The organism is Peribacillus sp. NPDC096540, from assembly GCF_050278525.1.
Classification (GTDB): Bacteria; Bacillota; Bacilli; order Bacillales; family DSM-1321; genus Peribacillus.
Genome location: NZ_JBNNTG010000001.1, coordinates 108,157 through 132,327, shown reverse-complemented (window position 1 = coordinate 132,327; position 24,171 = coordinate 108,157). Strand labels below are relative to the sequence as shown.

Genomic DNA, 24,171 nt, shown 5'->3' with positions numbered 1-24,171 from the left:
AGTTCACTCCTTATGTTTAAGAACGCTGTAACCTTTTCCTTTTCCGTCTAACCTTTAATACAAACTTCGGCAGCACAAGCATCCGTTTCCATCGGGAAGGCTGTTGGATTAGTCGGTACAACCATTCAAGACGCACCTTCTGCCATAAGACAGGAGCGCGGTTCACCTTTCCTGCGAGAACATCAAAGCTCCCTCCGACTCCCATAAAAAACCCCTTTTTAAATAAGGGGTAGTGCATAGAAACCCACTTTTCCTGCCTAGGAAAGCCCAAGGCAGTCAAAATAATATCAGGTTCCAGTTCCACTATGGACTTTGCCAAACACTCGTCCTTGATATCAATGTAACCATGATTGTATCCTACAAGTTCGATACCCGGATATTGCTCTTGAACCTTTAAGGCAGCTGTTTCAATCACGGATTCTTCAGCTCCAAGCAGATATACCTTTAGAGCCTGCTCATCGGCAATCCGGAATAGTTCATTCATCAAATCGAACCCTGTAATCCGCTCCTGTAATGGTTGATTCAGCCATTTTGAGGCCATAATAATACCAACGCCATCCGGTGTAATGTAATCAGCCGATGTAATGATGTCCTTATAATCCTGATGTTCATTTGCATACTCAACAATTTCAGGATTTGCCGTAACAACAAACGTTTTTTCTTGATTCATTAATCTTGGGTAGATCATCTGATTTATAAATTCATCCATATTGCTATCAATAAATGGTATGGACAATATCTCCACATATTTCTCAGTCATATCTCTTCAGCCTTTCATATGTACTATACATCTATAGGGTCGGGTATTATTCAAGAAATTTTTTCATACACATCATATAACGTAATTTTGATTCAAAGGTGGTTGAACAATTGAAGCTTCTTGATAAACTTTCGTTACCCATTCTAATTGTGTGCCTACTCTTCTCATTAGCAGTACCACACCCTATCGTCGGCTACACTGTGACGGCGTTGATGCTTATTTTTATCGTTATAAATAAAAAAAACCTGCTATTAATTCTATTCATTTATTTCCCAGCCCGTCCCTTATTTACGGAACTGAATAGTGGCTTAACCTATACTGGAGACTTAATTATCCTTTTTCTATTTATTTCTTTGCTTATTGAAAAGTATAAGAAGAAAGAATGGTCAACTGCGAAGTATCATTTTACTTTACCGTTCTGGCTGTATTGTTTAGTTGGTGTTGTTGCCTCGGTCTTAACCGGGGTGGGGCTCATTCCAATTCTGTTTGAACTCCGAGCTATACTTGTAACCTTCTTACTTCTCTATATTATCGGTGAATTAAATCTAGAAAGAAAGGATATCTTTCGCTTTTTGAAGGTAACCCTACTATTTACAATCGTCCTTTGCCTTCACGGCTTATTGGAGAAAATCTTTTCTCGTTCCATCTTGCTGCCTCAAGCTTGGGAAATGTGGACTCTTTCCTCAACAAATCGAATGAGGATTTATGGTGCGGCTGCCAATCCTAATGTCTTTGCTTTATTTTTAAGCATCCAGTTGTTTTTTAGCTTCTTCCTCTTTCAAGCGTTAAAAAAATATAAGTTCTCGGTCTTTCTAGCAGCCATCTTAATGTTCGGAACTTTACTGCTCACCTATTCACGGGGGACGATGATCGCTTTCGGAATCGCAACGCTTGTCTTTATCATCTGGACTAAAAATATAACATTTTTTAAATTTGCTTTAGGGTCATTTGTTTGCGGTCTGCTTCTCATATATTACCCGGTTCTATTCACTTCAGGCAAAGTGGAGCTGTCAGCATCAGTTCCAATGGAAAATATGATAATTGGCAGTACTCCTATTTCCGAACATGAACATGCCCTCTCCAATCGTTTCTCAGACATGTTCTCTGATAAGACTCTTCATCAAAGTACTGAATGGGGCCGGTTATATGTCGTTTTTAAAGGGCTTGAAATTTTCAAAGATCATCCCATTGCTGGTACGGGGCTTGCTACATTCGGAGATTCAGCCACCCTTTCCTTCCCCTCACGGATATATCAGGAATACCAGATTGATGAAAGGATGTATACTGATAATCAATACATTCAGATTCTTGTCCAAACAGGGTTGCTCGGTTTTTTATCAGTTTTAGTATTTATTCTTTTAACCTTTCGTAAAATCATTAAAACAAGCAATGGCACTTCAGCAGTCTTCACAATCTGCTTGATGCTAGCAGCGCTAATAGCAGGACTTTTTTACAATATTCTTGAGGATAAAACGTTTACCCTTATTTTTTATAGTTGTTTAGGATTTTGTTTACAAAAGGACATCTTATTAAAGGATTGAACATATGCCTACTCTTTCACATGTTGTTAAATCGGTCGGGCTCGTCACTATCATTGCCGCAATTGGAAAAGTTCTTGGCTTTGGCAGGGAATCAATCATTGCCGCCTATTTCGGAGCATCATCAACGGCAGACATCTTTTTCGTGGCCAGCCTAATTCCCACCATTCTTTTTACAGCTCTCGGCAGCGGTCTTCAAGCCGGTGTCATTCCTATTTACCTGGAGAAAAAAGCAGAAAATCCAAGGGGAGCTGATGAATTCATCAGCGTTTTAGGTTCCTTTTTTATGATAGTAGCTGTCGTAATGACCATTGCCTGCCTGATTTTCACAAAGCCACTCGTAATGATGGTGGCCCCTGGATTCTCGGGTTCCGAACTAGCTTTAACAGAAGTTCTAACCAGAATCATGCTGCCGAGTCTACTTTTCTTCACGCTTGCATACATGGCGACAGGAGTCTTAAATGCGAATCAGCGTTTTCTGCTCCCAGCTTTTACTTCAACAGCCCAAAACACAGTCATTATACTAGCCACCGTATTGTTCGCTGCTCCCTTTGGGGTGAAAGGATTGGCCTGGGGATTTGTGTTTGGTGCCGCCAGCCAATTTATCATTCAATATCCATCATTAAAGAAATACAAGATTCGTCCGGTTTTTTCCTTTCGGGCTTACAAACAGCAAATTATTAATACGCTTATCACCTTTTATCCTATCATCATTGCGGCATTGGCCATCCAATTAAATAGTGTCGTCGACCGGATTATTGCCACCTCGCTCGAGACTGGAAGTGTATCAGCCCTGAACTATGCGAACCGGCTATTGTGGTTGCCGCTAAGCATTGTCCTCACACCGCTGATTACCGTTTTATATCCTTCTATTGTCGAACGCGCTATTGAAGGATATCAATCTTTCCTTAGTTTAACCTTAAAAGGATTGAAGTCCCTTTTATTCTTAGCCGTTCCTTTTATGATTGTCATGTTGATCAGTGGAAATAGTCTAATCGCTCTGGCTTTTCAACGAGGTGCCTTTGATGCGTCCGCTACTGAAACAACTTATACAGCATTTTTCTTTTATTCAGCTTGTCTCCCGTTTTTTGCACTAAGAGATTATTTGATGAACGCCTTTTACGCCTTAAAAAAAACAAAGGTGGCTATGTATTCCTGCCTGATTGCTGTTTTACTAAATGTCCTGCTCAGCTGGACACTTTCACGTTTTCTCGGTGTCGGAGGAATCGCCTTAGCCTCAGGTATTTCTATGTTCCTGCAATCTCTCTACCTATTCAGCTTCTTGTGGCTAAAAACCAAAAAAACGGACAAAGCTGTATTTACTGATGTTTTTCAAGAAAGTAGCAAGCTAATCATCATCGGAGCTCTCATCTATGGACTTGCTTTATGGATCCATCCTTTTACGCTAAAGTTCCCCATTTTTGTGGAATTAGTTATCGTCTCCCTTATGGTATTCGGGGTATATATCCTATTTTCTATGCTTTTTAAAGTAAGTAGTTTAGAAGCATTGAGGAAGATAAGATCAAAGTAGTCATTTAAAAGAACGGAGTGCGGATATGAATATTTTAATTACAACGATATTTTCCTACCCTCATGAAGGGGGTCTATCAAGTCATATCACCACGTTAAAAAAGGGATTGAAGTCACGAGGTCATAGTGTGGACATTTTGTCTTTCTCACAATTACCCTCATTCAAAAAAAAGTTGCTCGCCCAGGCTCCAGGTTTTTTATTAAATAGAGTAAAACATGGGAGCGGGCAGTTGTTTAATGATCGACAACGTCTGAGGTTATTGACCTCTTCTATTAAAAGCTTGAAAAAAAAGTATGATGTCATTAATGCACAGGATATTTTCGCAACACTCGCCTCCATTGAATCAGGAATCCCAACGGTAGAAACAGTCCATGGGTATTATTCATTTGAGGCGGTTAGCCGGGGGGCCATTTTTCCTGACAGTGCGGAGGATTTAATCATTCGCGATTTTGAAAGAAAAGCCTATCAATCTGTTGCAAAAGTCGTGACCGTCGATCACCGAATCAAAGACTATATTAACCATTTAGCACATATCGAAGCGGAAACAATTAAGAATTTCATTGACGTGGCTGCATTCAAACCCGATACCACCGACCGGAATGAAACTCGCCAAGCCTTTCAAATCCCCTTACATAAAAAGATGCTCTTTGTTCCTAGAAGACTGACTGAAAAAAACGGCGTTATTTATCCGATAATGGCTCTTCCTGAGGTACTGAAAAATCATCATGACACTGTATTAGTCTATGCCGGGACAGGAGAACAGCAAGCCCAACTTGAGGAAACGATAGCCAGGCTCAAATTAACAGATTCAGTACTACTCCTAGGTTCAGTGCCTTTCGAAAAAATGCAAAACCTGTATGGTGCTTCAGATATCGTACTCATCCCAAGCGTTCATTCTCATGGGGTAGAAGAAGCGACCTCCATATCTGCTTTAGAAGCGATGAGTTCCGGTTCACCTGTTATCGCAAGTGCAGTCGGAGGCCTCAAGGAAATTCTCTCTGATGGAGAAGATGGTTTGCTTGTGGAGGAGAAAAACATCAAAGCATTGTCTCAAGCCATCTCTACTCTGCTTAGTGACCCAGTACTTGCTGCAAAACTAGCCGAAAGGGCAAGATATAAAATTGAAAATGAGTATTCCCATTTAGCAGCTGCTGAGCGTTTTGAGAAGGCTTACCAAGATGTTCTGAACTCAAAAACAGGCAGACCCAATACTTGAGTCTGCCTGTCACTTTTATACCGTTGTAGAACTACGTTTGTTCATTTGATCCTCGCGGTATTTTTTCTGTTCTTTTTTAGACATTGCTTTATATTCTTTTAAGAATGCTTCATATTGCGGCATAACTTCCTTGATGGGACCGTATGCTTTTAATTCTCCATATTCAAGCCATAACGCCTTTTGACAGAATTGCTTCATCTGACCGATGGAATGGCTGACAAAGAACATCGTTTTGCCTCTTTCCTTAAATTCATTCATCTTCTCTAGACACTTTTCAGCAAAGCTTTTATCCCCGACTGATAAGGCTTCATCAATAATCAGGATATCTGGATCGATATGAACGGAAATGGCAAATCCAAGCCTTGACTTCATCCCGCTTGAATAAGATTTCACCGGTTGGTTAATGAACTTGCCAAGCTCTGAAAACTCAATGATTTCAGGCTCCAGTTCGCGAATCTGCTTTTTATCGAATCCGAGCATCAACATTTTCAATTCGATATTTTCTCTACCAGTCAATTGATTGTTAAGACCTGATGAAACAGCGATTAAAGCTGTTTTCCCGTTAGCTTGGACATTACCATCCGTGGGCGGGATAATACCAGCAATAATGTTGGACAATGTGGATTTTCCGGAACCATTGACCCCGACAAATCCGATTACATCTCCCTTTTCCGCTTCAAAGCTAACATTTCTAAGAGCATAATACTCTTCTCCATAGCTTTTAGGCAAAAGAAGATCCATCAATTTTTCTGAGCTTTTATTATATAATTTATATTTTTTCGTTACGTTTTTGACAACTACCGATTTTTCCATCTATTCTCACTTCCAGTTTACTTAAAGTCAACAAAGCGATCTCTAAATCTAACATGCAGCGAGGAACCTATCAAAAATAAGACGATTACGACTGCCCAGAAATAAAGCGTATATTCCCAATTCACTATTAGGTACCATGATTCCCCCAATAACGAAGCTCGATACCCCTCAACAATATAATATAGAGGATTTAGTTTCATGATATTAACGATTACTGGATGATCTTTAGCATCTAATACCCAAAGGATTGGTGTTAAATAAAACAAGACTTTCATTAATGACAGAATTATATTGTGAACATCACGAATAATGGTTGATAAGGTGGAAGAAATTAATCCAAATGAAAATAACAGAGCCACTGTCGCAACAATATAGTAAGGCAGTTGTATGATGTAAAACGTCGGGAGATAACCCGTAAACGCTAAAAGTATGATGATGATACCAAGTAGCATGAGATGTTGATACAACTTAGCAAAAATAACATAAGAAGGAATAACACTCATTGGAAAACTCATCTTGGACACCATATTCATCCGGGAATAGACAGATTTAGACGTCTGGGTTATAGTCGGATTCACAAAGAACCAAACAACGATCCCTGCCATCAGCCATGGAAGGAACCCCTCGCCACGATTAACCATTATAAACCCGAATACAAACCAATAAATCGCAATTTGAATCATCGGATTGATGATTTCCCACAGGATTCCTAGGTAGTTACTGCTGTTAGCGCTTTTCATCTCGTAAGCAGACAAACGTCTAATCAAATAAAAATTGTTGATTTGTTCTTTTAAAACGGTCAAAGCTGAACTCATATATTACACAGACCTTCCTAAAAACACTTTTTCTACGACACGGCGCGAAGCTTGGCCATCCTCGAGCGCACAAAACTTCTCATGAAATTGATTAGATCCTACAGCATTTTTAAAATCCAAAGCCTTGATGCTATCAATGACCGCATCAGACGTTTTTACTAACGTACCTGGTGCCATCGCTTCAAAATCAAAGTAAAACCCGCGAAGTCTGTCCCTGTAATTTTCAATATCATATACATAGAATAACATCGGACGCTTTAAATTTGCGTAATCAAAGAAAACTGAGGAATAATCAGTTATTAATAAATCTGAAATAAGATACAAATGATTGATATCTTCATAGCTGGATAAATTGTAGACAAAACCTTGATACGCCGATACATCCAAGTTCTCAGAAATTAAATAATGAAGACGGAGCAAAATAACATACTCATCCCCTAATTCCTGTTTCATTTGAGCCAAATCCAGTTTTATTTCAAACTTATATTTTCCTCTACTATAAAACTCATCGTCTCTCCACGTAGGGGCATATAATATAACCTTTTTCTCTAATGGTATACCCAACTTCCGTTTCAATGTGTCGATTGTATCACGATTATTCCCATTGTAAAGTATATCATTACGAGGATAACCGGTTTCCAGAATTTTAGAAGTATCGACATTGAAGGCACGGGCAAAAATTTCACTTGAATAAGCATTTGGAGAAATTAAATAATCCCATTTACTTGATTCCGCATGGAAATTTTCTTTATAACTTTCCGTTGTTGTTTCAGGCATATGAACTTCCTTCATATCTGACGCAAGTTTCTTCAAAGGAGTTCCATGCCACGTTTGCAAATAAACCGTGTGATTCGGCTTTGGAATCCAAAGCGGTAACCTGCTGTTCGTTACCCAGTAACGAGCACGTGTCATTTTAAGTAGCCAACTAAGTGAAAAACGTTTTAGATAAGGAATACCTGCCTCTTCAAATTGAGCGGTATACCTATTATCTACACTCCAGTACATTTTATATTCAGAATGATGACACTGCAAGTATTCATATATTGCACGAGGATTACAACTATATTGCTTCCCTAAAAAACTTTCAAAAATAACAAGCTTTTTATCGACTGGAAGCACTTTCGCTGCTATGCCAAAACTGAATTTATATCCACTTAAAAAAATGGTTTTAACCATATTTCTAAATACTGATAAAAAGGAAGGTTTACTTGGGATTTGTATTTTTTTATTTAACATATCTTATCTCCCTGTTTATTAAGTAGTAGTAGTAGTGGTTGAATGCTTACACTCAGAAAGTACAGAATCTCTCCTACTTCACAAAATACTTCGGACTAAAAGTAAGCTCGCCCAATATCAGGGAGAGCTTATTTAAACGGCTACTCCAAAGACATTATTGCTAGTCCCAAATTATTTGCCACTGATAAAACACATATTTCTTATTATATATCATCTTATTCTTTAGGTTTTTTTTGATATTCACAAGTTGATAATCAATATATCGTATAAACTCTGTAAATAACGATTTTTCCAATTGACCCCATTTCATTCAGCCTATTTCGAAGGTGTTAATACCCCTTAATAAATCAATATCAATTATCAAAGAATTTATCAACGATTCTCTTTGTTGCTTTACCATCCTCTATTCCACAATACTTCTCTCTAAATAAACTGTACCTTTTTTTGTATCGCATGTTTATTTCATCAATATTGGTAATAGACTCTATAATATCCTCAGTGGTTTTTAAAAATGGACCCGGTGCTTCTTTTTCAAAATCCATATAGAATCCACGAATATTATCTCTGTAATCTTCCAAATCATAAGTGTAATACAAAATAGGTCGACCTGTATTAGCAAAATCAAACATTACTGAAGAATAATCAGTAATCAATATATCACTTATCAGGTAAAGCTCCTGTATATCTGAATACTTGGATACATTCATAACGAAATCTTCGTACCCTTCGGGGATACTGAATTTATTACTAATAACAACATGCATCCTCAATAATAGGATATATTCATTTCCAAGAGCTTCTTTCATTCTCTCCAAATTTAAATTTAACTCAAAAATGAATTTATTGTTTTTAGATGTTTGATTATCCCGAAATGTTGGAGCATATAAAATAACTTTTTTTCCTTTTGGCAACTTTAATTTATCTGTTACAGAGTTTGCAATGACTGAAACATCTTCCCTATAAAAGAGATCATTCCTAGGATATCCCGTTTCTAATATTTCTCCTTCATAGCGGAATGCACTTTTGAAGGCCTTGGACGCATATGGACTTGGTGAAATTAAATAATCCCAATTTTTTGTTGCACTATGCACTCGATTTAAATATCCATCGTCTCTTCCTTGAATATTCTCTATATCAAATTGCATCTTTTTTAAAGGCGTACCATGCCACGTCTGAATATAAGTCGTCTCTTTTCTTTTACTTATATAGGTAGGAAAGTTTTGATTATTTATCCAATATCCTGCTTTAGCTAAATAATAATAGTATTCAGGACTTAAACGTTTTATCCGTTTAGTATTTTTATCCTTTATCGGTAAATTACTATTATAAACCCAAACTTTTTTATAGTTATTATCCCTTTTCACTAGTTCTTCATAAATATACTTGGGACTATCTGAAAATTGTTTTCCAATTCCACTTTCAAAAAGAATAAGGTTTCGGTCAATAGGTAGAACCCTAGACATAATTTTATATACTTTTTTCATTACAGGGAAATAAACTCCACTCTTCCTGAACCGATTCAATAAGAATTTAAACATTGCATGATTATAGATTTTCTCTAGTAACTTTTCTTCTTTTTTAACATTTTGAATCACTTCGAAAATTCTTGAATTAGAATGAACATCACGATATTTAATAAAACGGTTAGCTTTATCTATATATTTTTTCTCCATGGTAAAATCATTTTTGGCATACTTTTCAATAAAAACGATCAGTTCATCCAATTCATTAACGATATCACCTGGAAGATCATTATCTAAATCCAAATGTGACGGTCTTTTCCCTATGAAACGGTCTCTATCAAATTGATAGTAAATCACTGGCTTATGCAGGAAGCTAAAGTCAAAGGCCACACTTGAATAATCCGTTATCATCATCGCACTTTCCTTAATTAGCCTTTGAACATTCACCTCTCCCTGGCTAATTACCCTAACCGGAGCATCTTTAAAATAAGGGGTGAATTTTTGCATATTAGGGTGCAGGCAAAAAATGATTTCAAAACCGTAATTTTTAGAAAGATCATGTAAAGCCGAATGGTGCACTAATTTCTGATAACGCTCGAAATACTCACTTTCCAAAAATGCTTCATCAGATGTAATCCAATCTCTCCAAGTTGGAATAATCAACAATTGCCGCTTCATTAAAACATCATTCTTAAACAAGGAGTCAAACCTCGAGAGTCCTGTCGTAAACACTTCATTTTCGTTATACTCAAAATCAGTGACAATCATATTCTTTTCGAAATCTGAACTTACCAAAAAAACATCCGTATTAAAACCTGATGTTGCATGTTTCCCATAATTAGCTACCATATTCTTAGTACCCATAACTCCATGTTGAAGAAAAACTTTAACAGCCTTAACCTGCCTTTTAAAAGCAGATGTTCTTAATGGATACAAATAATCAGGATGATGTGATGAAATAACACGTGTCGATTCTAAGGTCTTTTTAATATGTTCCCTTGACTTGAAATAGAGTACATTACCTAGAGGCTCTACGTTCTTAGCTTCCACTGAATTTTCCTCGATCACATAATACACTTCTTTTTCAGGATGATTTTCCCTCATATATTTAAAAAAATGATATCCAGTATCCTGCGCTTTATAAGTTCTTTCGCCAATAATCCAGATATCTTTTTTCTTTTTAAATAAACCCGAGAATCTTCCCCAACGCATTTCCTTTCTTAAATATTGATACGTATCTACCGGGAAGTTAAACACTTCTAAAGATAAATTTGAGGCCTTAAAGGTATAGTATGGTTTGACTACAGCAACTGTATTATCTCGGTTAACACTGGTCTGTTTTGTAAATAATTTAGTTCTTGTTGTTGGTCTACCAACCCGTACCATTTTCGGCTCTTCCTGATCGTGCAAATGCAATTTCATATAAATATCAAATACATCATCTGCCAAACCTTCATCGACTAATTGTTCTAAATTTAAATTGATATTATATATATAACGATTCAGCCCATATTTCTTAATATTAACTTCCTGGTTATAAATAAAAGATATATTTGCTCGATATTCTTTTTCACTTTGTCTTCCTTTTACTATACCTTCACCTGAAAGAATCTTTGAATTCTTAGTGAAAATTTGCCCATTGATAAGCATTGATTTTGGCTCATAGGTCAATTTTTCAATTTGGGATTTTACTGAAGTGCCAGGTGTCTTATTGAAGTAAAGAGATAGATTACCTTTTTTAGTTAAAGAGAAAATACTTTGTTTATCTTCATATGTGAAAAAACTTAAATGATCAATGTAAGTTTCCTGAAAACGCCCTAGACGAAGTAAATATTCGATATATAACTCGTTGCCTATCTCCACATACTCGACTTTATGTTCAATTTTAAGCATTGTTTTTTCGCTCATGTTTTCAACAGGGACGGAAACCTTGATATAACAGTCATAAATCATTGGTTCCGACTCTTGTAAGTTTTGGATTAAATCTGTTAGATTTATTTTAAAATCAAAATTAGATGAAGTTTCAGCAATTTTTATCTTTTTAACTTCATTTTCCCTAGAATGAAGCCAAAGTTCTTTTGCGCAATAATATTCCTTTGAAAACTTTCCTTTTATCAACAGAGTATCTTTCTCTTGGACAATGGTCAGACTCTGTTTTAACTTAATTTTAGGAGATTTTTTCACTTTCCTTTTTCTAAGAAGCTTATTTATCATTGTAGACCACCTATAACTAATTATTTAAAATAAATCATTTGCAAATTTATACTCTAAAATCATAAACTTTTTTAACGTTTTTCTCAATGATTAATGAGGTATAGTATCTTTACATAACTTAGCAAAGTTGGAGTAATTATCTTTAGACTCGTTTCAATACGACTAGGTCAATGCTAGGGGATACATTATATAGAAGTATTATGCGCAATAATCTTGATATAACAGCAAAATAGATGATGTATTAACAAAATGCACAGAGATTTCCAAGTCATTTACTACTTGCACAGGAATATTCTTGAAGCTTGATGTGGGTATAGGTCCAACGATAAAGCTAGTTGTAAGTTTTTTAAAGATAGGTTTCCAAATTGTTCAGGCTACCATTTAAAAAGTAATTTAACATGAGTCTGTTCAGCTAGGTCTAAAGAATATTTCCCACTATGTAGACAAGCTATTTCGTGACCCTATATTCCGCTATAGAGCCTCCTGGCTGCTCTTTTTATCATATGTACCATTCAGGCCAATACTTGAAACAAGAATGTTATGGTTCCCCTACTGGATGTACTTATAACGTAAACCCTCTTTCTAAAATAGCTTTATCTGCAAACCTAACAGTATCCAAATAAAATAATAAATGAATATGGACTGACACGTTTTCGAGTACCAAAATAACTAAAAGATACTATTAATAAAAACTTAAAAATTTACAAAAAAATTATTTCTTAATATATCGACTTTGAATGTAATTTATTGGAATATCGTTTTTTCCTTGTGCTAATAGGTTCTAAAATTGTTAAACTCATGAATAGTTATCTAATAAACTAATTATTTATTAATATTGTAAAAATTTTGTGGTTTATTTGTAAAAAATTTGCGTTATAATTAGAAGTGCAGCATTAATAAAACACAAACACTTCATATTCATATATATAATGCGTCAAATTGTTCGCCTTTATGCTTCTCATAAAAAAGCCTAATTCGACTTTTCCTTATATAAATATAAATAAATATACTTGTACAGGAGGAATAAAGATGAAGAAAGTAATCACTTACGGAACCTTTGATTTGCTTCATTGGGGCCATATCAATCTATTAAAACGCGCTAAGGACCTAGGAGATTATCTAATCGTTGCTATTTCGACGGATGAATTTAATGCTCTAAAAGATAAAAAAGCTTATCATAGCTTTGAAAACAGAAAAATGATCCTTGAATCAATTCGCTACGTGGATGAAGTTATCCCGGAAGACAATTGGGCACAAAAAAGAGAAGATATCGTTCGTGAAGGTGTAGATATTTTTGTCATGGGAGATGACTGGAAAGGTCAATTTGATGAACTTGCTGAAGTTTGTGAAGTTGTGTACCTGCCAAGAACAATCGGTATCTCTACTTCTCAAATTAAAGATGACCTTTTACAAGTTACAAATGGCTAAAGAATTCGCGATAGGGATTTATCTATTTTGCTTCAAAGTGCTATTCTCTATCTTTAAATTATTTCCATTATCTAACAAAACAACGTTTATCACCTCCTTCGGGGACAATTGCCAGTACATTGCAGATGAAATGGACAAGCAGAACCTTACTGTTCAAAAAGTATTTTTAATGAAATCGAGCAGTCATATACAAGTGAAGGGCGATGGAAAAACCATCGTCCTTCCGTTTGAAACGAAAAATATAATCGCCATGATTCGGTCGATTTATCACCTAGCTACTTCTAAATGGGTTATCATTGATAATTACTTTGGTTTTCTTTCAACCATTACATTTAAAAGGACAGTGACTTGTGTTCAAGTATGGCATGCCGCCGGTGCCATTAAGCAATTTGGATCGAAGGATCCTTCGAATCAAAGTCGTTCTGCTGGTGCAAGAAAAAGATTTTTGGAAGTATATCAAAAATTTGATTATGTCACGACAGGCTCCGAAAAAATGGCAGAAATTTATCAGGAAAGTTTTCAGTTACCGAAATCCCATATTCTTAGGACCGGGATACCTCGGACCGATTTCTTCTTTAATGATGAATCTAAAAAAACTTCACGTAGAGCGTTGTTAGCCGAGTTTCCTGAGCTCGAGCATAAAAAAATCATATTATATGCTCCCACATTTCGAAATGATGGCTTAAACACCGGAGAAATTGCACTCAATTTAGAATTACTCTACAAAGAACTGCAAAGCAAAAATTACGCATTATTGCTGAAACTGCATCCGGCTGTAAAAGCTGAACATGATTTACAACATAAATTTCCCGGATTCGTATATCCAGTCAATAGTGATTTTCATGTGAACCAACTGCTAATTAGCACGGATCTTTTAATAACGGATTACTCTTCGATTCCATTTGAATTTTCTTATTTAGAAAAACCAATGATTTTCTTTGCTTATGACTTAGAAAAGTACGAGAAAGAGCGCGGGTTTTGGGAGGATTATTCCTCTTCCATGCCTGGACCGGTCGTATCTACCAATGAAGAGCTCCTTGAAAAAATCCGGAACGCTGATTATTCTATAGAAAAAATTGAGCCCTTTAAGAAAAAGTGGAATCAATACTCAACTGGAAATTCAAGTGAAAAGTTAGTAGATTTTCTCTTTCACAATTCAAAATAAGATGATCATTAGATATATTTGAATTTTCGTAGATAAATTTTGATTTTCGAGGATATAAATCAAATTTCGTAGATAAATTTTGATTTTCGATAAAAATAGAGCTGTGTAATTCATAAATTCAACCACTCCGTAAAATACGGAGTGGTTTTTTACGTAAATTCATACATTTTGTGGATGTTATGAAAATGGGAATATAAAATCCAAATTTCAGAATCAACCTCCATTTGGTATTCGCTTCTTCGTCCACCTACCCTTTTTTCGTTTTTATTTATAACGTAGAACATCATATCGCACAAATCTTCATTATCTGCAAAATGCGAAAAAAGACTCATAAAATAGAAAATATTGTAGATTATACTACTCATATCCCACCAATATAAACCAGTAAAATACTACTATATTCCCCTTGTAATAAAAATGTAATATAATTTTCACCATTTCATTTGATAGAATAGGGAAAAAGACATATTTGAGGTGTAAAATCGTGAAAAAGAGTGTAGTCGCATTTTCGACATTAGCTATTCTGTCATCGACGTTTGTTTCTCCTGCCCTTGCCAGTACCTATACAGTTAAAAGTGGCGATACCTTAAGCAAGATCGCTCAAACACATAAGACTACGGTGAAAGAATTAAAACTTCTTAATAACTTGAAAACGGACCTATTGAAGATTAATCAAAAATTAATTACACCCAACTCCAAAACAACAACAACCACAACAGCAAAGTCTACTTCAGTTTCCGTAGAAAAAAACAAGAAAACCACTTATACCATTGTTTCTGGTGATACTTTAACTAGAATAGCCAACAAACATAACCTTACACTTGCTGAGTTAAAGAAGTTAAATAACCTAAAATCCGATAGAATTTATGCAGGTGCTAAACTTATCGTATCTAGTTCCACTACTACAACTACCATTGATTTACCTAGCAGTTCCAAACCATCAAATGTTACATCGCCCCCAAAACTTTCGGGTACATACGTTGTAGTAAAAGGTGACACACTTTCAAAAATCTCCAAAAAGACTAACTTAACTGTCACTGAACTTAAATCAATAAACTCGTTAAAGTCCGATTTAATCAGAATAGGACAGAAACTAAAACTAGTTAAATCAGCCAATTCAGACTCTACAGATCAAAGCAATGAAAAAGTTGATGCACCACATTCCGGTAATAAGGTAGACACACTCGTTTCTGAAGCAAAAAAATTAATTGGTTCCCCTTATTCGTGGGCTGGCGCTTCCCCCTCTGGTTTCGACTGCAGTGGATTTATTTACTATACGTTTAAAAAGGCAGGTTATAAAGTTTCGAGGCTTTCCTCTTCCACTTATTATGATATGGGAAAAAAAGTTACTTCACCGAAATCTGGTGATCTTATCTTTTTTGCAACTGGTTCGAATAAATCTGTCGTTAGTCATATGGGTATTTATCTAGGAGATGGACAGTTCATTCATGCCTCTTCAAGTAAGGGGATAGAAATCAATACCGTTTCAAACTCATACTTCAAAAGTAGAATCATCGGTTATAGAAGTTTATAGTATTTATTACCAGACTCCATTTTGAGAGTCTGGTAATTTTATGTAAAAAAATGTATATTCTATATTAATCTATGGTTGTTATTATCTCGAAAAGGGGGGTACACCATGTTAATATTTCGTATATCTTTATTTTCTTTCGTCATCCTCTGCGGTTCTTTATCACTATTCACAGAATCTGCATTTGCACAATCATCAATTGTAAATCCGAATCAAACATACTCTACCACTAAGATGCTAAACGATATTAAGAAGCTCGAAAAAGCTTATCCTGGTTTCATCAAAAAAGTGGTTATTGGAAAATCTGGATACGGGCGGAATATATATGCTGTTTCTCTTGGAAAAGGGGATCCTACTGTTTTCATTAATGGGTCTCACCATGCCCGTGAGTGGATTACTACCAATCTCACGATGAATATGATAGACAAATATGCTGCTGCCTATAAAAGCGGCACCAAAATCAACAGCTATGATGTCAAAAAGCTCCTCAATAATACAACCATTTGGTTTATACCAATGGTCAATCCGGATGGAGTAACCTTGCAGCAATTTGGTCTAAAATACTTTCCTGCAAAAGACCATTCAAAAATCATTAAAATGAATAATGGCAGCAAAAACTTTAAACGTTGGAAAGCCAATGCAAAGGGAGTATATTTAAACAGACAATATGATGCAAATTGGAAGAATCTTGACAGCCCTAAAGCGCCCTCATATAAAGATTACAAGGGTGCTAAAGTAGCGACAGCGTCCGAAACTAAAGCCGTACCTTCTTTTTTTGAAAAAATCGATCCAGAAATGACGATTTCGTACCATTCAAGCGGGCAAATTATTTTCTGGAAGTATCAGCAAACAGGGAGCCGCTATACTCAGGATTATAAGTATGCCAGTAAATTAAGCAAAGTAACCGGCTACGGCCTTGTTAAACCAAGATCGACCGGAGGCGGTTTCGGTGATTGGTTTAACAAAGTAGAAAAGAAACCAGCCTTCACCATTGAAGTATCCCCAGCTGTTGGGGAAAATAATGTACCTCTTAGAAATTATTCTAAAATTTGGAGTCAAAACGCAAGCATTGGTCTATATACAGCACAAGAAGGCTACAAGCTATTTGATAAGCGCAATATTGCAGCCAGTGATAAAGTAACGAAGAATATTAAAACGTATAATAATACAGCAGCAAAGTTGAAAAACTATTACTCTCAAAACAAATTGACGGTCACAAGCCCCCATAAGGCACTGTATGACCAAACTGTTAAAGAGATAAAAAAACAAGAGAAAGCAATTGCCCAGCTTCCTGCGAAATATCGGACAAAACCAAATGCGGCATTAAAAACGACCAAAACCTATCGAGATAACTCCCTAGCCTACATGAATGGAATTAAGGCAGGTGACGATCTCGTCTCTGCTAACAAGAAGCTTACCGGTTATTTAAATGCAGGAACTTTAAACGATACAACACTTACTCTCTATAATAATTTGATATATCAGATAACAATAGTTGAAAGTAAAATCAAGAAAATGTACAGTAAAGATGTCCAAAAACTTGCCACAACCAAATATATCACCCCAGCTAAAACTAGCAAGAAAAATATCGGCTATGACTTAGCCAGATATGAACTACTATTAGAAATGGAAAATGATTTAAATAACGGATTTTATGATGAAGTCAAAGCTAATATCTCAAGTTATGAAAAATTAATTTCTACTTACTCTTACAAAAACACAGAGATTAGATTGGCGAACATGCTGCAAGCCATTAAAGATGAGCTTCTACAACTAGAACCAGAAGAGCCTGAACAACCCGAACCACCAATTGTAGAGTCAAGAGATTCAAATACAGATCCTGAAGCAATAGAGGGTGACTCAGCCGCTCAATAATATTCCAATAACAGGAAGTCGAGGGAATCTTGTTACTAGGACTCCTTCGATTTTTTGAATGGAAATAGGTAAAAATACACTGTAAGTACAAAAAGAAACTATTCTATTCTTAACAAAAAACAGGTATAGTTAAACATACCAACTAGGTACTTTTTCATACCTTTCCATTTTAGTGGAATGGTTCAGGGAGGAATAAAGATGAGATCCGAACATAAAAACAAGAAAAAGAAACGAAAAACGTTTAAAATAATAGGGTTTACCTTTCTTATACTTTTCATCTGTGGTGGCGCTTATGCGGCCTCTGTTTATCAATCCTTGGCAGGTGCGATTCATACTATGCAGGGCGCGGCGCATAAAACGGACAAACGTGTAGATGATATCAAGTTTAAAAGCCAGGACCCTTTTTCACTTCTTATACTTGGAGTAGATGAAAGAAAAAATGACAAAGGCCGTTCAGATACGATGATTGTTATGACCATTAACCCTAAACAAGAATCCATTGAATTATTGAGTTTGCCCCGTGATACACGTACAGAAATAATCGGTAAAGGTACGAATGATAAAATGAACCATGCCTATGCATATGGTGGCGTGAATATGTCGATAAATACAGTGGAAGCCTATTTAGATATTCCGATTGATTATTACGTCAAAATGAATATGGAGGGCTTTCAGGATATCGTAAATGCTGTGGGTGGCGTCACGGTAGATAATGATATGGACCTTGCCTATAAAGGATATAGCTTTAAAAAAGGCACTATAGACTTGGATGGTAAAGAGGCTTTAATTTATTCCCGAATCCGTAAAGAAGATCCCCGCGGTGATTATGGTCGTCAAATGAGGCAACGTCAAGTTATACAAGCCGTCATGAAAAAAGGAGCAAGCCTATCCACACTTACCAATTATGACGATATATTTGAAGCCCTCGGTAAGAACGTTGAAACTAATTTAACTTTCAATGAAATGTTAAGTATTCAAAAAAACTACAAATCGTCACTTAAAAAGATTGATCAATATACACTTGAAGGTGAAAATCAAAAAATCGATGGAATTTGGTATAACATTGTTTCCGAGGAAACAAAACTTGAAGCCCAAAACCGAATAAAAACACATCTTGGATTATAAAGAAAGGGGATGGCTTTTATCAGTCATCCTCTTTTTCTGATATCAAAAACGCTTTAAATCAGATTTTTTCTTTATTAATCAATCGTTTGATTAAAATAATCGGAACGGATGACTTGGTCACTCATATCCACATCTTTTTGGTCTTCTGGTAAAAACTCTTCTACTCTCCCCTTTCCATTTATTTTCATTTGGGTACCATAATCCCCTTTTAATATCAGAGCTTCTCCATCTTCCCCATTAAGCATGGTCTCTCCAAAGAAAGGAGAGCTTTTAATGCCAAGCAAATCATATAATGTTGGTAATATATCGACCTGCCCGGCCACCTTATCAATCGTACCCCCTTGAATATCCTCCTGATAAATAATCACTGGAATGGGCATATACTTTTCAATCCATTCTTCATCGCTAATTTTAATTCCGTAGTACTCTTCAACTTCATGTTTATCTTTTACAAATAGCCCATCATGATCTCCATAAATAACAATCACGCTGTCCTTCAATTTTCCATTTTTCTTCAAACTCTTTACAAATTTCTCTATGGCGGAGTCTGTATAATGTAACGCTTCATAATATTTCGTAAGATAACTTCCCACTTTTCCTACTTCAGGTTTCAATGTTATCTGATCTGCTGGTAGCGAAAACGGTACATGACTCGTCAATGTCACGAAAAAAGCGTAATAGGGATTTTGTTTATCTTTTAAATAATCATAGCCTTGTTTAAAAAAACTACGATCGCTCAAGCCCATCGAGATAATCTCATCCTGCTGCATATCCTCGATGGAGATATAGTCATCAAAACCTAGAGCAGGATATGCATACTGCCGGTTCCAAAAGTTTTCTTCATCACCATGGAAAGCATAGCTTTGGTAATCCCTCTTCTTTAATTCTTTAGCAAGACTCGGAAAATCGTTGTAAGGAAATCTGAAAAAGGTCGCCCCTTGCTTTAAAGGATATAAACCGGTATTCACAATCAGCTCACCGTCCGATGAGTTTCCAAACACCGTCTGTGGATATACATGAGGAAAGTATAAACCGGCTTTCGCTAGTTTATTCATAAATGGCGTGACTTCTTGTCCTGCGCTCTTTTGGAATATCGGAAAGGCCTGTAATGATTCTACTTGGATGATGATGACATTCTTACCTGCTAATGAGCCAGAATATGCACGATCCTGCTGGTTCTTTTTATCGAAGTAATCAGAAACGGTGCTCTTTTCTTCTGGAGACATTTCATACTTTCCCGAATCAACAAAGTAGGCATACGTATCCAATACATGATGACCAATTGGACCCCAACTTCGCAAAAAGGTATTCGCCTCATAACGTCGAGTTATATCCACCTGATCGATAAAAATATTTTTTACTGGCTTCAGCCCCGCTATCATCAGAAATAATACAGCCGGTACAAGTGCCATAGCTTTGAGCGGGTATATTTTCTTTGCAAATGATTCAGCAATTGGAACGCCCACCAGTAGAAAGACAGCGTCCTTCAATTCCACCATACTGAATATGCTTTCACCCAGTCCATTTAGATTGCTTTTTTGCATCCACATATAGGAAGTGATAGGTGTTGAATAGTAACGGTAAAACCATATATCACCAAGAAAAAAGGCCATAATTATAAGAAGTAAGATTGTAAAAATAGTACCCTTTATGAATCTTTTCGTTATCCATTCCTTAAGATAGACCAAAAATCCAGCGACGCCGAGAATAATCGTAAATATACCGATAGAAAGATTATTCCCCATCTTTTCATTTGTATAAATAAAAAGTATGGCAACGATGGATATAGATAAGACCTCAAATAGTCTCTCCTTCAATCGCCGGTTTAGGTTATGCTTCATGCTACCGCCACTTTCCTCTTCATATTAAGCTCTTTAAGAAACCCGCTTACATAAGATTACTTATAGATATTACTTATCGTTACCATTTATGAGAAAATACACACGTGTTATAGTTAGAATATTCGGAAACAAAAGCAAAGAAAATATCCTGTTTTTTTCTTAACTCCAATGAATAACTCCTAAACTTGATAATTTATAAACTCTTAAAATAATACTGACTTCATTTCCTCATATACAAAACCCCCTCATTACAATGAGGGGGTTTTCAGCATTACTATTTAGAACTTGGTGGGTACACTTTCCAACGTGTTAAATCGGGATTTTTCTTTGTTACTAGCTCACCTGGAAAAATGAACGTCCATGGCTTGCTTGTATTCGCCTTCACTTCAAAGTCTTCAAGAGAAAACCCACCCTGGCAAACTTGGTCTCCATCGGCATCCTCTACAATCAATGGTAGTTTTTCAATTTTAATCTGTTTGTCACTTCCATTACGAATCAAAACGGTGACTGCTAATTGATTATTTTCTTTCAAAGTAGCTTCTAGTCCCATAAAATTAACTTCCCCTTGATTGATCTTTGGCAGTCCGTCAACAAGCCGCTGAAAATTCTCTCGTTGAGTTTCGGAAAGCTGTTCTATCCAGATTGGTGCCAAATCCAACGCATGCTCCATAGATTCCTCATTCTTTAGTTCAAATGCCATCTTCCAACCTTTGTCTGGTATCGACTCCACTAGGATATCTTCCTCTTCAAACATGAAGCTCCACGGCATACATGAAAGGGCTGGTATTTCTCCCATTTCCGTCAAATCGAAGGACTTCTTCGCTAGAACCTGTCCATTTTCATCCAGCAACAATAAATCCACTAATTCAAAACTTACAGCCTTATCTAATGTATTACGGATAAAGGCCATAATTATTACATCTTCTTCAAACCTTGATAACCGAACTTCTGAGATAGAAATTTGATTCGGTTTTATCGAAGGCAACTGTTGATGATGAAACTGAAGTACATATCTTTCTTGTTTGGAAAAATCCGCTTCCTCATGAAAAACCAAGGAAGTATTAACTGCAGCATCAACAGGAGATACGGCATCTTCTGCTATTCCCGTGTTAATCTGCACTGCTTCTTTTACCTTCTGACCTCTACTAAATAGACCCATTACTTCTCAGCCTCCTTTTCAAGTTCTTCCTCTTCATCATCCAATTGGTTTTTAAAAAATTCCATAAAGTTTGTACTGATACTTGATTCAATGTCGACTAATAGCTGTTCAAATTGATCAAGCGCTTCTTTTTCGAACAACATATAAGGGTCCTGTTGGCCGTAGGCATTTAAACCAATGCCTTCCTTCACTCTATTCATTTCACCTAAATGGCTTATCCAGTTCATATCTATTTGTTGTAGCATAAATACACGAAGCTGGCTTACCCAATCATCATTGTCCTGAAATGTTAAGATCATGGGTTTTATCTCGTCAAATGCAGCCAGTGCTTTAGCTTTCACTTCAGACCCATCTAAATTTTTCAAGTCAATTTCCTGCCAATCTAATGCTAAAACAAAGGAGAGCTCTTCAATAAAAGCCTTTGAATTTGGTTGTTCCATATATTCTGGATAATATTTCAAAATGAGTTGACGGATGTATTTCTCAATATATTCAAAAGTAATGGTGAACAATTGGTCAGTATTGAGATTCAAGATTCTATCTCTCATCGAATAAATAATTTTACTTTGCTCATTTAATGCATGTTCTAATTTCAATAAGTGGTTACGGCTTGATTGATACATCTGCTGAATCGTTTCCTGCACCTTTTTTACAAATTTTTCTGGAGCGGGGCCTACAACCATACCATTTACATCCGTTTTGACTTTCTTAATATATCGTTCAATTTCTTCTTCATCATAGTAATCAAACAATTCATCTTCCAGGGAAATGATAAATTGTGTAGAACCTGGGTCCCCTTGTCGTCCGGACCGTCCACGAAGCTGCATATCAATCCGATTGCTTTCGTGACGCTCCGTCCCGATAATATGAAGACCACCTAATTCCTTAACTTCTTCATCAAGTAAAATATCCGTTCCTCTTCCAGCCATGTTCGTAGCAAGCATAACTTGATTTTTTTTCCCGGCATTGGCGATAATTCCCGCTTCGCCTTCTTCCGTTTTTGCATTAAGGATCTGATGTTGAATTCTTTCCCTCTCTAAATGAACGGACAGTGTTTCCGATTTTTCAATGGAAGTCGTACCTATTAGAATTGGTCTTCCTTCTCCATGAATTCGTTTTACTTCCGAAACAATTTTATTGATTTTACTTATTTCATCTTTAAAAATTAAATCCTGTTCATCAAAACGCCGAATAGGCATATTCGTTGGAATTTCGATAACAGGCAGCTGATACGTTTCCCAAAATTCTGACTTTGAAGGCATAGCGCTTCCAGTCATCCCTGAAAGAGAGTTATATAAACGGAAATAATTTTGGATTGTAATAGTAGCCTGTGTTTCATTCTCTTCGGAAATTTCCAAGCCTTCTTTTGCTTCAATGGCCTGTTGAAGCCCTTCACTAAAACTACGTCCTTCCATCACCCTGCCCGTGAATTTATCGATCAAAGAAATCTCCCCATCCTTGACGATATAGTCCACATCTAATTTCATAATGGCATGAGCTTTAAGTGCCTGTGACACATTATGCAATAACTCCTGATGCTCTATGTCATACAAATTATTGACTCCAAATGCTTTTTCAATCTTGGAAGCACCTTGGTCTGTTAAAAAGGTCGCTTTCGATTCGTTAGAAATCTCATAATCTTCATCCTCATTTAATGTCTTCATAATCTGCGCTGTAATGTGAAAAAGCTCCGCCCCATCACTTGATTTTCCAGCAATGATTAAAGGCGTTCTTGCTTCATCAATCAAAATGCTATCAATTTCATCGACAATCGCAAATTGGTGGCCCTTTTGCACCTTTTCCTCTTTTCGAAAAACCATATTATCACGCAGGTAATCAAAACCAAATTCCGTTCCCGTTCCATATGTAATATCTGCTGCATAGGCTTCACGCTTTGCTGAAGGCTGCATTTTAGAAATATTCAAACCAACCGACAAGCCAAGAAATTCATGAACCTGACCCATTAATTCTTTATCTCGGCGTGCCAGATACTCATTCGCCGTGATAATATGAACACCTTTTCCTCTCAATGAGTGTAAATAACTAGGTAAGGCAGCAACAAGTGTTTTTCCCTCACCTGTATTCATTTGAGCTATGGCTCCCTCATTTAAGACAAAACCACCTATAAGCTGAACATCATAGTGCCGAAGTCCCAATACACGTCTGGTTGCTTCCCGCACCACAGCAAAAGCATCAACTTGTATATCCATCAAGGTTTTACCAGAAGCAAGGAGACTTTTAAATGTATCCTTCATGCCTCTCAATTCATTATCCGAATATTTTTTATATTTAATCTCTAATTGATTCGCATTATCTACAAGCTTATAGATTCGTTTTAAGTCTTTTGAACTCTCATTAAATATCTTCCTCATACTAGTTAACATAGGATTTTCTCTCCTATAATATCAATTGTACAACTAGAAAAATTATATCATATATAGGTATATATTGAGCCTTTATC

The 24,171-nt window shown here is 36.2% G+C and carries 15 protein-coding genes and 1 pseudogene; 8 read left to right on the top strand and 8 right to left on the bottom strand.

Translation table 11 applies throughout. The features are described 5' to 3' along the window. Window positions 1-16: 16 nt before the first annotated feature. The gene (locus tag ACQKMR_RS00545) at window positions 17-760 is read right to left on the bottom strand and encodes a WecB/TagA/CpsF family glycosyltransferase (protein WP_427695521.1); all 744 of its coding nucleotides are present in this window, start codon (window positions 758-760) and stop codon (window positions 17-19) included. 110 nt (window positions 761-870) lie between these two features. Between ACQKMR_RS00545 and ACQKMR_RS00540 the strand changes: the two genes are divergently transcribed. The 3 genes from ACQKMR_RS00540 to ACQKMR_RS00530 are packed head-to-tail and all read left to right on the top strand — an operon-like array spanning window position 871 to window position 5,045. Further along, window positions 871-2,301, top strand: coding sequence for an O-antigen ligase family protein (locus ACQKMR_RS00540; RefSeq protein ID WP_427695520.1), 1,431 nt, complete (start codon window positions 871-873; stop codon window positions 2,299-2,301). 4 nt (window positions 2,302-2,305) lie between these two features. Next, complete coding sequence (murJ, locus tag ACQKMR_RS00535; RefSeq protein ID WP_427695519.1) at window positions 2,306-3,829, top strand: murein biosynthesis integral membrane protein MurJ; 1,524 nt, start codon at window positions 2,306-2,308, stop codon at window positions 3,827-3,829. 25 nt (window positions 3,830-3,854) lie between these two features. Next, window positions 3,855-5,045: a glycosyltransferase family 4 protein gene (locus tag ACQKMR_RS00530; RefSeq protein ID WP_427695518.1), complete on the top strand. Its 1,191-nt coding sequence runs from the start codon at window positions 3,855-3,857 to the stop codon at window positions 5,043-5,045. A 15-nt stretch (window positions 5,046-5,060) separates the two neighbouring features. On the opposite strand, the gene tagH is transcribed toward ACQKMR_RS00530, so the two are convergent. The 4 genes and pseudogenes from tagH to ACQKMR_RS00510 form a co-directional block, all read right to left on the bottom strand. Next, on the bottom strand, window positions 5,061-5,858 hold the full coding sequence (gene tagH, locus ACQKMR_RS00525) for a teichoic acids export ABC transporter ATP-binding subunit TagH (protein WP_427695517.1): 798 nt from the start codon (window positions 5,856-5,858) through the stop codon (window positions 5,061-5,063). A gap of 17 nt (window positions 5,859-5,875) precedes the next feature. Further along, on the bottom strand, window positions 5,876-6,673 hold the full coding sequence (locus tag ACQKMR_RS00520) for an ABC transporter permease (RefSeq protein ID WP_340892207.1): 798 nt from the start codon (window positions 6,671-6,673) through the stop codon (window positions 5,876-5,878). Window positions 6,674-6,676: 3 nt separating this feature from the next. Next, window positions 6,677-7,900 (bottom strand): annotated as a pseudogene (locus ACQKMR_RS00515) (CDP-glycerol glycerophosphotransferase family protein); the annotation flags it as partial. Window positions 7,901-8,262: 362 nt separating this feature from the next. Then, window positions 8,263-11,586, bottom strand: coding sequence for a CDP-glycerol glycerophosphotransferase family protein (locus ACQKMR_RS00510; RefSeq protein WP_427695516.1), 3,324 nt, complete (start codon window positions 11,584-11,586; stop codon window positions 8,263-8,265). A gap of 1,029 nt (window positions 11,587-12,615) precedes the next feature. Between ACQKMR_RS00510 and tagD the strand changes: the two genes are divergently transcribed. The 5 genes from tagD to ACQKMR_RS00485 all read left to right on the top strand — a co-directional run bounded on the left by tagD (window position 12,616) and on the right by ACQKMR_RS00485 (window position 18,710). Then, the gene (tagD, locus tag ACQKMR_RS00505) at window positions 12,616-13,014 is read left to right on the top strand and encodes a glycerol-3-phosphate cytidylyltransferase (RefSeq protein WP_201187419.1); all 399 of its coding nucleotides are present in this window, start codon (window positions 12,616-12,618) and stop codon (window positions 13,012-13,014) included. After that, entirely contained in the window at window positions 13,007-14,179 is a 1,173-nt protein-coding gene (locus ACQKMR_RS00500) for a CDP-glycerol glycerophosphotransferase family protein (RefSeq protein ID WP_427695515.1), read from the top strand. The genes tagD and ACQKMR_RS00500 overlap by 8 nt, the downstream gene beginning before the upstream one ends. Before the next feature lie 484 nt (window positions 14,180-14,663). Then, complete coding sequence (locus ACQKMR_RS00495; RefSeq protein WP_427695514.1) at window positions 14,664-15,713, top strand: LysM peptidoglycan-binding domain-containing protein; 1,050 nt, start codon at window positions 14,664-14,666, stop codon at window positions 15,711-15,713. Window positions 15,714-15,818: 105 nt separating this feature from the next. Then, the gene (locus ACQKMR_RS00490; RefSeq protein WP_427695513.1) at window positions 15,819-17,585 is read left to right on the top strand and encodes a M14 family zinc carboxypeptidase; all 1,767 of its coding nucleotides are present in this window, start codon (window positions 15,819-15,821) and stop codon (window positions 17,583-17,585) included. Window positions 17,586-17,783: 198 nt separating this feature from the next. Next, a complete protein-coding gene (locus ACQKMR_RS00485) occupies window positions 17,784-18,710 on the top strand; it encodes an LCP family protein (RefSeq protein ID WP_427695512.1) in 927 nt (308 codons plus the stop codon). 74 nt (window positions 18,711-18,784) lie between these two features. Here ACQKMR_RS00485 and ACQKMR_RS00480 read toward each other — a convergent pair whose 3' ends face one another. The 3 genes from ACQKMR_RS00480 to secA2 form a co-directional block, all read right to left on the bottom strand. Then, a complete protein-coding gene (locus tag ACQKMR_RS00480) occupies window positions 18,785-20,551 on the bottom strand; it encodes an LTA synthase family protein (RefSeq protein ID WP_427695511.1) in 1,767 nt (588 codons plus the stop codon). 274 nt (window positions 20,552-20,825) lie between these two features. Next, on the bottom strand, window positions 20,826-21,710 hold the full coding sequence (locus ACQKMR_RS00475) for an accessory Sec system S-layer assembly protein (protein ID WP_427695510.1): 885 nt from the start codon (window positions 21,708-21,710) through the stop codon (window positions 20,826-20,828). Next, complete coding sequence (gene secA2, locus ACQKMR_RS00470; protein WP_427695509.1) at window positions 21,710-24,094, bottom strand: accessory Sec system translocase SecA2; 2,385 nt, start codon at window positions 24,092-24,094, stop codon at window positions 21,710-21,712. Before secA2 ends, ACQKMR_RS00475 begins: the two co-directional genes overlap by 1 nt. Window positions 24,095-24,171 lie beyond the last annotated feature (77 nt).

Coding starts and splice junctions, on each gene's coding strand:
- ACQKMR_RS00510 (WP_427695516.1), bottom strand. CDS start 11,586: ATGATAAATAAGCTTCTTAGAAAAAGGAAAGTGAAAAAATCTCCTAAA.
- ACQKMR_RS00490 (WP_427695513.1), top strand. CDS start 15,819: ATGTTAATATTTCGTATATCTTTATTTTCTTTCGTCATCCTCTGCGGT.
- tagH (WP_427695517.1), bottom strand. CDS start 5,858: ATGGAAAAATCGGTAGTTGTCAAAAACGTAACGAAAAAATATAAATTA.
- tagD (WP_201187419.1), top strand. CDS start 12,616: ATGAAGAAAGTAATCACTTACGGAACCTTTGATTTGCTTCATTGGGGC.
- ACQKMR_RS00545 (WP_427695521.1), bottom strand. CDS start 760: ATGACTGAGAAATATGTGGAGATATTGTCCATACCATTTATTGATAGC.
- ACQKMR_RS00485 (WP_427695512.1), top strand. CDS start 17,784: ATGAGATCCGAACATAAAAACAAGAAAAAGAAACGAAAAACGTTTAAA.
- murJ (WP_427695519.1), top strand. CDS start 2,306: ATGCCTACTCTTTCACATGTTGTTAAATCGGTCGGGCTCGTCACTATC.
- ACQKMR_RS00530 (WP_427695518.1), top strand. CDS start 3,855: ATGAATATTTTAATTACAACGATATTTTCCTACCCTCATGAAGGGGGT.
- ACQKMR_RS00520 (WP_340892207.1), bottom strand. CDS start 6,673: ATGAGTTCAGCTTTGACCGTTTTAAAAGAACAAATCAACAATTTTTAT.
- ACQKMR_RS00480 (WP_427695511.1), bottom strand. CDS start 20,551: ATGAAGCATAACCTAAACCGGCGATTGAAGGAGAGACTATTTGAGGTC.
- ACQKMR_RS00500 (WP_427695515.1), top strand. CDS start 13,007: ATGGCTAAAGAATTCGCGATAGGGATTTATCTATTTTGCTTCAAAGTG.
- ACQKMR_RS00475 (WP_427695510.1), bottom strand. CDS start 21,710: ATGGGTCTATTTAGTAGAGGTCAGAAGGTAAAAGAAGCAGTGCAGATT.
- secA2 (WP_427695509.1), bottom strand. CDS start 24,094: ATGTTAACTAGTATGAGGAAGATATTTAATGAGAGTTCAAAAGACTTA.